Annotated in this window: 8 protein-coding genes, 2 tRNA genes and 1 other RNA gene; 6 read left to right on the top strand and 5 right to left on the bottom strand. The window is 74.2% G+C overall.

Annotated features, from left to right (window positions below; translation table 11 throughout):
- Positions 1–313 precede the first annotated feature (313 nt).
- A complete protein-coding gene (locus ACIP5K_RS11245; protein ID WP_401407869.1) occupies positions 314–1,654 on the bottom strand; it encodes an MFS transporter in 1,341 nt (446 codons plus the stop codon).
- A gap of 375 nt (positions 1,655–2,029) precedes the next feature.
- A tRNA-Ser gene (locus ACIP5K_RS11240) sits at positions 2,030–2,114 on the bottom strand.
- Positions 2,115–2,186: 72 nt separating this feature from the next.
- On the opposite strand from ACIP5K_RS11240, the gene ffs reads away from it, so the two are divergent.
- The 6 genes from ffs to ACIP5K_RS11210 all read left to right on the top strand — a co-directional run bounded on the left by ffs (position 2,187) and on the right by ACIP5K_RS11210 (position 11,058).
- Positions 2,187–2,283: signal recognition particle sRNA small type (ffs, locus tag ACIP5K_RS11235), an RNA gene on the top strand.
- Between the two features lie 57 nt (positions 2,284–2,340).
- Positions 2,341–4,674: a DNA polymerase III subunit gamma and tau gene (locus ACIP5K_RS11230; protein WP_401407867.1), complete on the top strand. Its 2,334-nt coding sequence runs from the start codon at positions 2,341–2,343 to the stop codon at positions 4,672–4,674.
- A gap of 154 nt (positions 4,675–4,828) precedes the next feature.
- Entirely contained in the window at positions 4,829–6,088 is a 1,260-nt protein-coding gene (gene purD / locus ACIP5K_RS11225) for a phosphoribosylamine--glycine ligase (RefSeq protein ID WP_401407865.1), read from the top strand.
- Positions 6,089–6,450: 362 nt separating this feature from the next.
- The gene (locus ACIP5K_RS11220) at positions 6,451–8,280 is read left to right on the top strand and encodes a hypothetical protein (RefSeq protein ID WP_401408969.1); all 1,830 of its coding nucleotides are present in this window, start codon (positions 6,451–6,453) and stop codon (positions 8,278–8,280) included.
- 335 nt (positions 8,281–8,615) lie between these two features.
- Positions 8,616–10,064, top strand: a complete 1,449-nt coding sequence (locus ACIP5K_RS11215) for a N,N-dimethylformamidase beta subunit family domain-containing protein (protein ID WP_401408966.1) — start codon at positions 8,616–8,618, stop codon at positions 10,062–10,064.
- 88 nt (positions 10,065–10,152) lie between these two features.
- Positions 10,153–11,058 carry a phosphoribosylaminoimidazolesuccinocarboxamide synthase gene (locus ACIP5K_RS11210; RefSeq protein WP_401407863.1) on the top strand — a complete coding sequence of 302 codons (906 nt, stop codon included), beginning with the start codon at positions 10,153–10,155 and terminating at the stop codon, positions 11,056–11,058.
- 55 nt (positions 11,059–11,113) lie between these two features.
- Here ACIP5K_RS11210 and ACIP5K_RS11205 read toward each other — a convergent pair.
- The 3 genes from ACIP5K_RS11205 to ACIP5K_RS11195 form a co-directional block, all read right to left on the bottom strand.
- Positions 11,114–11,189 (bottom strand) — tRNA-Gly (locus tag ACIP5K_RS11205).
- Positions 11,190–11,235: 46 nt separating this feature from the next.
- Positions 11,236–11,844: a response regulator gene (locus ACIP5K_RS11200; protein WP_401407861.1), complete on the bottom strand. Its 609-nt coding sequence runs from the start codon at positions 11,842–11,844 to the stop codon at positions 11,236–11,238.
- On the bottom strand, positions 11,841–13,118 hold the full coding sequence (locus tag ACIP5K_RS11195) for a sensor histidine kinase (RefSeq protein WP_401407859.1): 1,278 nt from the start codon (positions 13,116–13,118) through the stop codon (positions 11,841–11,843). The genes ACIP5K_RS11200 and ACIP5K_RS11195 overlap by 4 nt, the downstream gene beginning before the upstream one ends.
- Between the last annotated feature and the right edge of the window lie 4 nt (positions 13,119–13,122).

Raw genomic sequence — 13,122 nt, 5'->3', positions numbered from 1 at the left:
TCGCGGATCGGAAGCCGGACACTTCCGCGAACGCATCCCGCAGGACGCCCTGATGCACCAACTCACGATCACGGCCTTCGTGCTGGTCCACTCTGTGACGGAGCGCAGGATCAGACGAAGGCCTCCTACGTGTCCGCTGAACTTTGAAAAAGCCGACCGAGTTCGAGCCGCGTTCGACGCCGGACCATAAATGACAAGCCAAGGAGCTGTCTTCAAACCTCCGAGCTGTGGGCGCTCTCGCCTGCCTGCGACTCTGGCTCCATGGTTTTCCGGGCACCCCCAGAACCGCCCTACGAGCAGTGATGACGGGAGGTCAAGCGTCCGTGTCCTGTCGCGAGCCGGGCTCTCCCCGCAGGTCCGGCTGTCGTGCCCGTGGCCGGGACGCGGAGACGGATGGCGTCGGTGCCGTCGCGGGCAGCGGGTACAGAGCCGCGTCGGACAGGCCGCGCGAGACCCTGAGCACCCAGGTGCACGCGAGCACGAGGGACAGCCCCAGCACGGTCCACAACAGGGGAGCGGCCACGTCGAGCAGCGCGGAGAAGCCGGCCGGGGCGATGATCGCGGCCACGCCCCAGGTGAGCTGGTAGACGGTGAGGTACCGGCCTCGGAGCGCGGCGGGCGCGACAGCGGCGGCGAGAGCCGAGGACGGTGCGGTGTGCATCAGTTCACCGGCCGTGTAGACGAGTGTCGCGGCGACCAGTCCGGCGAGCTGCCAGCCGCCGTGCGGCAGGTACGCCGTCGCGGCGAACGCGGCGCAGGAGGCGGCGAAGACAGCGCCGCCCAGAGCGAGCGCGTGGGTGCGGCGGGCTTTGACCTGGAGCCGCCGCACGGGGAGCTGGCCGACGACGAGGAGGGCGGTGTTGAGGGTGTACAGCACGCCCAGGACAGCGGGCGGCGCGTCGAGAACGGTCACGGCGTAGAGCGGCAGGGCGACCGGCAGGACCGAGTGCGCGAGCGTGAACGCCTGTTCCGCCGCGACCAGCGAGAGGAAGGGCCGGTCGGCGAGGACGCTCCGGTATCCACCCCGCCGCCGGACCGGCTCGGCGGGGCGGGCGCTCTCGTCGACCGGCCGGGGGGCGGCCAGGGCGAGACATCCGGCCGCCCCGAGGAAGCTGACCGCGTTGACGACCGCCATCACGGCGAACCCCTGGCCGCCGATCAGTGTGAGCGCGGCCGTCGACAGCAGGCCACCCAGACCGAAGCCGATGTTGCGGGCCATCGCCACGAAGGCGTACAGCCTGTCCCGGTCCGCGCCGGACGCGATGGCGGCCGTGTAACTCGACGTGGCCGGGTAGTAGGCCCGGTCGCCCGCCGCGATCACGGCGGCGACGGCGATCAGCGCGGGGAAGCTCCCCACCAGCGGGTACAGGGCGAAGCCGAGCGCACGCACCAGATACGTGCCGATCAGGACGGTCCGCGAACCGAACCGGTCCACCAGGACGCCCGCCACCGGACTCGCCGCAAGGCCCACGGCCGCCGCCACGGTGACTCCGAGTCCGACGGTCGTCACCGAGAGCCCGGTCACCTCGTGGATGAAGAGCAAGGTCAGCGGGAGATACAGGCCCGAGCCCAGGGCGTCGACGAACAAGGCGGCGAGGAAGGCGTTGCCTCCGGGTCTTTGGCGGTCCGGCCGCTGTGCAGGAACGTTGTGCATGGGGCGACCTTGCCCCCTCACCCCGTGCCGCCGCCTCGGCCAATGGGCCCAGAGGGACGGGCCGCGTTCTCCGCCGCTCGACCTAGTTCTCTCGTCGAATGTCACGCCCACACCAGGAGTGAGGCGAGGGCGACAGCCGCCTCGTAGGACTGGGCGGTCTTGTCGTAGCGACCTGGACGCGAGCGTCGGCGAGACGACGGCGCTGGGTCTGTCGGCCAGGGATCTCGGGTGCCCGGGACGGCGCGGCCGGCCGGGCGTGCGGGACGGGCGGCTGTATGACGCGCGTCACACGGAAGCGCCCGTGCTTGCCCGGCCCGGCCGGGCCGGGCAACGACGAAGGCCCGGACCGTTTGCACGGTCCGGGCCTTCAGCCTGCGGAGGATACGAGATTCGAACTCGTGAGGGGTTGCCCCCAACACGCTTTCCAAGCGTGCGCCCTAGGCCTCTAGGCGAATCCTCCGCGGCAAACAATACAAGACGTTGAGGAGTGCTCGCGAACTCGTTCCCACCCGGCCGGAGCATGTACTCTGGGCGCAGCCCCTCACGTGGCGCTATCTGACTGAACTCCCCCAGGGCCGGAAGGCAGCAAGGGTAGGTCGGCTCTGGCGGGTGCGTGGGGGGCGTCTGCGTTCCCGGGGGCGGTCGGGCGGGCCGGGTTGTCGGTGGGCGCCTATAACCTCGTAGATGTGTCGTCTCTCGCGCTGTACCGCCGCTATCGCCCGGAGTCGTTCGCCGAGGTCATCGGGCAGGAGCATGTCACCGACCCGTTGCAGCAGGCGCTGCGGAACAACCGGGTCAATCACGCGTACCTGTTCTCAGGTCCGCGCGGCTGTGGCAAGACGACCAGTGCGCGCATCCTGGCCCGCTGTCTGAACTGCGAGCAGGGCCCCACCCCCACGCCGTGCGGGGAGTGCCAGTCCTGCCAGGACCTCGCGCGGAACGGACCGGGTTCGATCGACGTCATCGAGATCGACGCGGCGTCGCACGGTGGTGTGGACGACGCCCGTGACCTGCGCGAGAAGGCGTTCTTCGGTCCTGCGGGCAGCCGGTACAAGATCTACATCATCGACGAGGCCCACATGGTCACCTCGGCGGGGTTCAACGCCCTGCTGAAGGTCGTCGAGGAGCCGCCGGAGCACCTCAAGTTCATCTTCGCCACGACCGAGCCCGAGAAGGTCATCGGGACGATCCGGTCGCGCACCCACCACTACCCGTTCCGGCTGGTGCCGCCCGGCACGCTGCGGGAGTACCTCGGCGAGGTGTGCGGCAAGGAGGACATCCCCGTCGCGGAGGGGGTGCTGCCGCTCGTCGTGCGGGCCGGCGCGGGATCCGTCCGTGACTCCATGTCCGTCATGGACCAGCTGCTCGCCGGCGCAGGCGAGGAGGGTGTGACGTACGCCATGGCGACGGGTCTGCTCGGCTACACGGAGGCGTCGCTGCTCGACTCCGTCGTCGAGGCCTTCGCCACCGGGGACGGCGCCGCCGCCTTCGAGGTCGTGGACCGGATCATCGAGGGGGGCAACGACCCGCGCCGGTTCGTCTCCGACCTGCTGGAGCGGCTGCGCGACCTGGTCATCCTGGCCGCCGTGCCGGACGCCGCCGAGAAGGGGCTGATCGACGCCCCGGCCGATGTCGTGGAGCGGATGCAGGCGCAGGCGAGCACGTTCGGCGCCGCCGAGCTGAGCCGCGCCGCCGACCTGGTCAACGAGGGCCTGACCGAGATGCGCGGGGCCAACGCGCCGCGACTCCAGCTGGAGCTGATCTGCGCGCGCGTGCTGCTGCCCGCCGCGTACGACGACGAGCGCTCGGTCATGGCACGCCTCGACCGCATCGAGCGCGGCGGCGTCTTCACCCCGGGCGGACAGGGGCCCGGTCCGGCGATGGCCTACGTGCCCGGTCCCGATGCCCACGCGGTGCCCCAGGCGGCACCGGTCCAGCCCGGCGGCGGCCCGGCGGCGGCCCGCGCGGCCGTGCGCGGCGGCGCCCCGGGCACGGGTTCGGGGACCGGTCCCGGTGCGGGCGCGGGTGCGAGTTCGGGTGCGGGTTCGGGTTCGGGTTACGGAGAGGCTCACGGGGCTGCCGCGGGGGCCACCCCCGCCCCGGCTACCGCCCCCGCCCCGGCTCCGGCGCCCGCTCCGGTCCAGCCCCCCGCCCCTACCCCCGCCCCGACACAGGCCGAGGCCCCCGCTCCGGCCCCCGCTCCCGCCCCGGCGTCCGAGCCCGCCCAGGCGCCCGGTGCCTGGCCCACCGCGGCGCCCGCCGGCGGAGGCCGCAGGCCCGGTGGCTGGCCCACCGCGACGGCCGCCGGTACCGGACAGCCGCCCGCGCCCCAGCAGCCCGCGGCGGAGGCCGCCGCGCCCGCCGCCCCCGCTCCCATGGCGGCGGCCCCGGCCGGCGGCCCCGACCCGCGCACCCTGTGGCCGAACATCCTGGAGGCGGTCAAGAACAAGCGCCGCTTCACCTGGATGCTGATCAGCCAGAACGCCCAGGTGACGGGCTTCGACGGCACCACGTTGCAGCTCGGGTTCGTGAACGCGGGCGCGCGTGACCGGTTCGTGAGCAGCGGCGGCGAAGACGTCCTGAAGGCCGCCCTGACCGAGCAGTTCCACGTCCAGTGGAAGATCGACGCGGCCGTGGACCCCTCGGGCGGCGGCGCCCCCGCGCCCACCGGTGGCGGCTTCGGCGGCGGTGGCTACGGCGGCGGTGCAGCCGGAGGCTACGGCGGACCCGGCGGTGGCGGCGGAAGCGGAGGCGGCGGTGGCGGCGGGTACAGCCCCGCCCCGCCCGCTCCCCGACCGGCCGCCCCGCAAGCGTCCGCGGCACCGGCCGCCGCACCGTCCTCGTCCCCGGCCCCGCCGGCCCCCGCGCCGTCCCCGCCCCCGGCCCGCCGCACGGTCTCCGTGGAGGACGACACCCCGGAGGACGACGACCCCGACCTGGACGAGAACGCGCTGTCGGGCCACGAGCTGATCGTCCGCGAGCTGGGCGCCACGGTGATGGAGGAGTTCACCAACGAGTAGCTCCGGGCCGGACCTGGCCCGCCCGGTGGCCGAGTCCCGGCGGCCCGGCACCCGTCGGCGCACCCACCCGGCTGGAGAAACCCACAAACGCCGCCCCGGCCCACCGTGGGACGCCCCTACAAGAGCCCGTGCCCGCGCCGGATAGGCTGACGGTGTGAAGGTCCTCGTCATCGGCAGCGGCGCCCGCGAACACGCCCTGTGCCGCTCAATGTCCCTCGACCCCGACGTCTCCGCCCTGCACTGCGCCCCCGGCAACGCAGGCATCGCCGAGGTCGCCGAGCTGCACGCGGTCGACGCCCTCGACGGTGCGGCGGTCACCGCGCTCGCCCGGAGACTGGAGGCCGACCTCGTCGTCGTAGGCCCCGAAGCACCCCTGGTGGCAGGCGTCGCCGACGCCGTCCGGGCCGCCGGGATCCCCGTCTTCGGCCCGTCCGGCGAGGCCGCCCGCCTGGAGGGCTCCAAGGCGTTCGCCAAGGACGTCATGGCCGGCGCCGCCGTACCCACCGCCCGCTCCTACGTCTGCACGACCCCGGCCGAGGTCGACGAGGCGCTGGACGCGTTCGGCGCCCCGTACGTCGTCAAGGACGACGGGCTCGCGGCGGGCAAGGGCGTCGTCGTGACCGACGACGTCGACCGGGCGCGCGCCCACGCCAACGCCTGCGGGCGCGTCGTCATCGAGGAGTTCCTCGACGGCCCCGAGGTCTCGCTCTTCGCGATCACCGACGGCACGACGGTCGTCCCGCTCCAGCCCGCCCAGGACTTCAAGCGCGCGCTGGACGGCGACGAGGGCCCGAACACCGGCGGCATGGGCGCCTACTCGCCGCTGCCGTGGGCCGACCCGAAGCTGGTGCGGGAGGTGCTCGACACCGTCCTCCAGCCGACGGTGGACGAGATGAGGCGACGCGGCACGCCGTTCTCCGGCCTGCTCTACGCCGGACTCGCGATCACCGGCCGCGGCGTCCGCGTCATCGAGTTCAACGCCCGCTTCGGCGACCCGGAGACCCAGGTCGTCCTGGCCCGGCTGACGACGCCGCTCGCCGGGGTCCTGCTCGCCGCGGCGAACGGCACGCTCGCCGACCTGGAGCCGCTGCGCTGGAGCGACGACGCGGCCGTCACCGTCGTCATCGCCTCGCACAACTATCCGGGCACCCCGCGCACCGGGGACCCGATCACCGGGCTCGACGCGGTGGCCGCACAGGATGCCCCCGACGCGTACGTCCTGCACGCCGGGACCAGTCGCGACGGCGAGAACGGGCCGGTCCTCAGCGCGGGCGGCCGGGTGCTGTCCGTGACGGCGACGGGCGGCGATCTCGCGCAGGCCCGCGAGCGGGCGTACGCCGCCGTGGGCCGCATCGGGCTCGACGGCTCCCAGCACCGCACGGACATCGCCGCGAAGGCGGCGGCCGAGAGCTGACCGCCGGCCGCCGGCACCGGACGCCGGGTGGGAGTCACCCTCTCCCGCCCGGCGCTCCCATGTCAGCCACCTTTACCCAAAGCCATTCCATCGGGTGACCGCTCGCCCATCCGGCTGACGACGCCCCGGAGCCCAACTAGGGTGCGGCGCACGGAGTTCGGGCACCCGCGCGGCCGGACTCCGCCCCGGTGGAAGCCGTGGCGGAGCCGGGGACAGAACCAGACGGACCACCGGCATTGCGATGTCAGTGACGGGTGCCACAGTGGGGGAGTGAGCAACGCCACCAGTGTTCGGCCACGGGCCTCGGCCCCCGGCGGGACAAAAGGCAGAGGCAGCAGGGGGTGACATCGGTCGTGTCCGGTATGGGTGCGGAGGTGGGGGCGCGCACGGCGCGCTCCCGGGCTCTCGCCGTGCTGCGCATCCGCGGCAGGGCGACGGCGCTCGCCCTGCTGCCCGCGGCCGGCTCCGTGGTGCTGCTCGCGGGCGGCGCCACCGGTCATCTGACGGGCGGGAGTTGGGACGTCGCGCGGATCGTGGTCTCCGCGGTCGCGGTGCTCGTGCTGCTCGCCGCCGCGGGCGTCGCGCTCGTCGTGGCGCGGGCCCGCCCCGCGCTCAGCCCGACCGTGCCGATCGCCGAGAGCACCGCCCCCGATCTCTACCGGCTGGTGCGCGACCTGGCCGACCGGCTGGACGTCCCGGCGCCGTCGGCGATAGCGCTGACCCCGGACTGCGACAGCTGGCTGGAGGACCGCACCCACCCGGCCCACGGCCCGCCCCGGAGCGCCGCCGCACCGGGCGCCGCCGCCGAGGGCAGCACCGCGCCGGTCGCGCCGGTCGCACCGGTACTCGTCATCGGCTCCCCGTTCCTGTGGTGGATGCGGGTGGGTGAGCTGCGCGCCGTCCTCGCCCCGGTCGTCGCCGGTACGGGACCGAGCGCCCACCCCGACATAGCCGCCGCCCGCCGCTTCGTACGCGGCCTGGACGCCGCCGTGGCCGTCGGCTCGGCGCCCGGGCGCGGGCCCCTCGCCCGCACCGTGCTCGGCGCCGTCGGCTGGGTCGCCCGGCAGATGCTGAGCGGCTGCCGGATCCACGCCGCCGAGATGGAGCGCGGGGTCGCCGCGGCCGCCGCCGAGCGGGCCCAGACCGTGGACTACGGCCTGCGGATCGTCGCCCAGGAACAGGTCGGTCTCGCCTACGCGGGCTGGGACCGCCTCCTCACCCGGGTCGCGCTGCCCGCCTGGCGGATGGGCCGCTGGCCGTCGCGGCTGGACGCCGGCGTCGTCGCCGCCCTCACCGAGCTGTCCCGCCGCGACCGCCTCGCCGCGCAGAACGGGACCTTCGCGTCCCGGCTCGGCGAGCGCCCCGCCTGCGACCTGCTGGACGAGCCCGGCGCCATCGACGAGGCGGCCTCGCTGCTCGCCGCCCGCCTCTTCCACGGCGGGCCCGCCGAGACCGGCCCGGACTGGGCGCCGGTCGACTGGCAGGAGTATCCGGACGAGGTCGTGGACCGCAAGTGGCGCACCGACGCCGCCCGCCTGCACCGCGTCCTCGACACCCTGGGCGTGGACGCCGGGACCGGCTCCGCCGCGGGCGCCGAGGGCCCGACCCTGGACCGCATCCTGGCCCACCTGACGACCCCCGTGGCCACCCTCGCCCCCTCCCCGAACGTATCCACCGCCCCGGCCCCGTCCCCGGCGGGGAACCCGACCCCGGCCGACACCTCGGACGCCTCGGACACCCGAACCTCCGACCCCGACCCCGACCCGGACCTGGACCCCGAAGCCACCCTGCGCCCCGAGGCCGACTCGCTCTCGGCGGGGCTCACCGCCGAGCTGGCCCGCGAGGAGCAGGAGCGCCCCGCGCCCGCCGCGGCCCCGGCGGGCCAGGGCCCGGACGGCGCGCTCTGGGACGAGGGCGCCCTCCCGCTCTTCCCGCTCCAGCCCCCGCGCACCGGCCGCGAGCTGCTCGCCGACCACGTCACGGCGATGGTCTGCTGCGCCGCCGTGGACACGGCCGGCGCGGCCCCCGGCCTGGACTGGCTGGACGGCCCGTCGCTGCTGGTCGGCGGCGAGCGCGCCGCCGACCTCGGGCCGCGCGTGCTGAGCCTGGTGGAGGACGGCGACCCCGAGCCGCTCAGGGGCTGGCTGACCCGTCTCGGGATCCGCCCCGAGAAACCCGTACGTCTGGTATGACCGGATGCGTGCCGAAGCGCGTCGCGGAGGGAATCGTTCCTGTCCCGTCAATTCACGACGAACGGTGACGGACCGCGCGCGTAATGTGATGTGCTGGGACCGGTCGCGGACACAACAGGCGGACGTGCGGGACGACCAAGCAGACGTGCGCGACGAGCGGGCGGGCCAGAGCGGCGCGCCCAGCGGACCCGACATCCGCGCTCGGCTCGGGGGAGCGAGGGAGGGGAAGACACATGGCGCTGGGTCCGGACAGGGCGGAGCACCCCGAGGAGCAGGCCGGAGAGGGTGCCGCACCGCCCCCGCGCCCCCGCACCCGCCGCTGGGAGTCGGGCGCGATGGCACACGCCGTCAGCGACCCCTTCGGCCAGGGCCCGCTGCCCTGGCTGCGCGGCAGTGAGACCTACTTCGACGACACGGGCCAGGTCGTCCCCTGGTACGCGGACCTCGCGCAGCCCGGCTCCACGAACACGGCGGCCATCCCGAGCCCGCGCACCGGCGGCCCCCGGACCGCCGACGACGTGCACCGGCAGATCAAGGGGTTCACCTCCACCGGCGCGGCCGCGCCCGGCGAGGCGATCGACTTCCACATCACGGTCGACCCGCCCCAGCAGTTCAGCGTGGACATCTACCGGATCGGGCACTACGGCGGCGACGGCGCCTCCAAGATCACCACGAGTCCCCGGCTCTCCGGCATCGTCCAGCCCGCGCCGCTGTCGGTGGACCGCACCGTCTCCTGCCACCACTGGTGGCAGTCCTGGCGCCTCCAGATCCCGTCGTTCTGGAGCCTGGGGGCGTACGTCGCGGTCCTGACCACCGTCGGGGGCCACCGCTCGCACGTCCCGTTCACGGTCCGGGACAACCGCCCGGCGGACCTGCTCCTGCTGCTGCCGGACATCACCTGGCAGGCGTACAACCTGTACCCGGAGGACGGGCACATCGGCGCCAGCCTCTACCACGCGTGGGACGAGGAGGGCCGGCTGCTCGGCGAGAGCGAGGCCGCGGTCACGGTCTCCTTCGACCGCCCGTACGCGGGCGCGGGCCTGCCCCTGCACGTCGGCCACGCCTACGACTTCATCCGCTGGGCGGAGCGCTACGGCTACGACCTGGCGTACGCCGATGCCCGCGACCTGCACGCGGGCCGCATCGACCCCACGCGCTACCGCGGCCTGGTCTTCCCCGGCCACGACGAGTACTGGTCGGCGAACATGCGGCGCACCACCGAGCTGGCCCGCGAGCAGGGCACCTCCCTGGTCTTCCTGTCGGCCAACACCATGTACTGGCAGGTCGAGCTGGGGCCGTCCGCGTCCGGCGTCCCGGACCGCCTGCTGACCTGCCGCAAGCGCCGCGGCCCGGGGAAGCCGACGCTGTGGCGGGAGATCGACCGGCCCGAGCAGCAGCTCCTCGGCATCCAGTACGCGGGCCGGGTCCCCGAGCCGCACCCGCTGGTGGTGCGCAACGCGGACCACTGGCTGTGGGAGGCGACGGGCGCGCACGAGGGCGACGAGATCGACGGTCTGGTGGCCGGCGAGGCCGACCGCTACTTCCCGCGCACCGCCCTGCCCGAGAACGAGGACCGCATCCTCCTGGCGCACTCCCCCTACCGGGACGGCGACAAGGCGCGCCGCCACCAGGAGACGTCGCTGTACCGCTCCCCGTCCGGCGCGCTGGTCTTCGCGTCCGGGACGTTCGCCTGGTCCCCCGCCCTGGACCGGCCCGGGCACGTCGACCCGCGGATCCAGCGCGCGACGGCCAACCTCCTGGACCGCATCTGCAAACGGGACTGAGCGCCCCCCTCGGGCCGACCCCTGGCCAAGGCTCGTCCTCCGGTGCGGGAGAATCAGGAGCACTCGTACAGAACCACGGGGAGGAACCGTGTCCGGATTCGTCGAAAAGCCCGAGCCGCTTCAGGTGCCGGGCCTGGTGCATCTCCACACCGGCAAGGTGCGGGACCTGTACCGCAACGAGGCGGGCGACCTCGTGATGGTCGCCACCGACCGCATCTCCGCCTACGACTGGGTGCTGCCCAGCCCCATCCCGGACAAGGGCAAGGTGCTCACCCAGCTGTCGCTGTGGTGGTTCGACCAGCTCCGGGAGCTGATCCCGAACCACGTGCTGTCCACGGAGCTGCCCGCGGGCGCCCCCGCCGACTGGGCGGGCCGCACCCTCGTCTGCACCAGCCTGGACATGGTCCCGGTCGAGGCGGTCGCCCGCGGCTATCTCACCGGCTCCGGCCTGGCCGAGTACAACGCCTCGCGCACGGTCTGCGGCCTCGCCCTGCCCGAGGGCCTGTCCGACGGCTCGGAGCTGCCCGCCCCGATCTTCACGCCCGCCACCAAGGCCGAGGTCGGCGAGCACGACGAGAACGTGTCGTACGAGGAAGTGGCCCGCCAGGTCGGCGCGGAGACCGCCACCCAGCTGCGCCAGGCGACCCTCGCCGTGTACGGCAGGGCGCGGGACATCGCGCGCGAGCGCGGCATCATCCTGGCGGACACCAAGTTCGAGTTCGGCTTCGACAAGGACGGCACGCTGATCCTCGCCGACGAGGTGCTGACCCCGGACTCGTCACGCTTCTGGCCGGCCGACCAGTGGCAGCCGGGCCGCGCGCAGCCCAGCTACGACAAGCAGTTCGTGCGGGACTGGCTGACGTCGGCCGCGTCCGGCTGGGACCGCCGCGGCGAGACCCCGCCGCCGGCCCTCCCCGACGAGGTCGTCTCCGCGACGCGCGCCAAGTACATCGAGGCGTACGAGCTGCTGACCGGGACGCCCTGGACCCTGTGACCCGGGCCCCCGGACACGAAAGAACCCCGGTCCGAGCGGACCGGGGTTCTTCTTGTGGAGCGAACGACGAGGTTCGAACTCGCGACCTCAACCTTGGCAAGGTTGCGCTCTACCAACTGAGCTACGTTCGCAAAGCGCCGCTCACGCGGTGCTCCGTGCGCCGAAGCGCGACGCCAACTATACCCAACCCCGCTCGCGCGCGAGACGCACGGCCGCGTGCCGGTTCTCCACCCCGAGCTTGGAGACGGCCGACGACAGGTAGTTGCGGACCGTGCCCGGGGAGAGGGCGGCTCGCTCGGCGATCTCCGCGACCGGCGCCCCGTCCGCCGCCAGCTCCAGCACCTCGGCCTCGCGCACGGTCAGCGGGGAGTCGCCGGAGGCGATCGCGTCGGCCGCCAACTCGGGGTCCACGTAACGGTTTCCCGCGTGCACGGTCCGGATGATCTCGGCGAGCCGCTGGGCGCTGACCGTCTTCGGCACGAAGCCGCGCACCCCGGCGGCGAGCGCCCGCTTGAGGTGCCCCGGGCGCCCGTGGCTGGTGACGATCATGGTGCGGCAGCCGGGCAGCTCGGCCCTGATCGATGTGGCCACGCTCACACCGTCGGCGCCCGGCATCTGGAGGTCGAGCACGGCGACGTCCGGCCCGTGGGCCCGCGCCATGGCCAGCGCCTCGGGCCCGGTCGCCGCCTCGGCGACCACGACCAGGTCGTCCTCCAGCGCGAGGAGGGCGGCGAGCGCCCCGCGGATCAGGTGCTCGTCGTCGGCGAGCAGGACACGTACGGTCATCGGGCGCTCTCCCGTTCCTGCCGCGCACCGGCGCCGGCCGCCCCGGGCAGCGGGACCCGCGCCCGCACCCGGAAGACGCCCCGGCCGGCCCGGCCCGCCGTCAACTCCCCGCCCAGGACGGCGAGCCGCTCCCGCAGCCCGGCGAGCCCGGAGCCGGTGCCGGCCTCCGCGCCGTCGCCGGCCCCGTCGTTCTCCACGGTCAGCACCACGTCCTCCACTCCGGTCACCAGCTCCACCCGGCAGGTCTTCGCGTCGCCGTGCCGCAGCACGTTCGTCGTCGCCTCCCGCACCACCCAGCCGAGCGCCGCCTGCACCGGGTCGGGCAGCCCGGCCGGCGAGCCGGTCACCGCGCAGGTGATCCCCGCGGCGTCCAGCACGCCGCGCGCACCGGCCAGTTCGACCGCGAGGTCGGCCTCGCGGTATCCCCGTACGACATCGCGCACCTCCTTCTGCGACTCCCGCGCGATGCGCTGCACCTCGACCATCTGCGCGACGGCCGCCTCGGTCCGGCCGCGCCGGACGAGCTGGACCGCCAGCTCGCTCTTGAGGGCGACGACGGACAGATTGCGGCCCATCACGTCGTGCAGGTCGCGGCCGAAGCGCAGCCGCTCCTCGGCGACGGCGAGCATGGCCTTGGTCTCGCGGGCCTCGTGCAGGTCCCACATGCCCTTCAGGGTCCAGCCCGAGGGCCGCATCGTGCAGACACCCCACACCCCGCCGAACACGACGCCGAACACCGAGAGGACGACGAGCCGCCCATGGCCGGACAGGCCGAGGCCCACGCCCGTGGCGCAGGCCAGGGCGAGGGTCGCCAGCAGGGCCGTCCCGCGCCGCGCGGTGACCAGGCTCAGCGCCCCGAAGAAGGGCAGCAGCGACGCGCCGAGCGCGAGCACGAACATCGGGAAGCCGCCGGGGGCGAGGTAGGTGGCCAGGGCCAGCAGTGTGCCCGCCGCCCCCAGCATCAGGACGGCGCCGACCACGAACGCGTGCCGTTCGAAGGGGGCGCGGCCCAGATAGATGTCGAGGCCGCGCGAGGCCAGCCGGCTGTTCCAGGCGCCCTGCGCCAGCCCGAGGACGCAGGCCGCGGCGATCAGCGCGGCGGGGGCCGCCGCGCGGACCGGCGCGGTCACGGTCAGGGCGAACTGCGACAGCAGCATCAGCCAGATGACCACATACAGCGTGACGCGGGTGTACAGCTCTATCCGGGCGATGTCGCTCCGGTTGTGCCAGCCGGGAATCCGCCGGTGGCGCGCCCACCACTGCCCTGCCCGCACTACC

It is taken from the genome of Streptomyces sp. NPDC088785 (genome assembly GCF_044750685.1).
Classification (GTDB): Bacteria; Actinomycetota; Actinomycetes; order Streptomycetales; family Streptomycetaceae; genus Streptomyces.
This window is presented reverse-complemented; position numbering and strand designations above follow the sequence as displayed.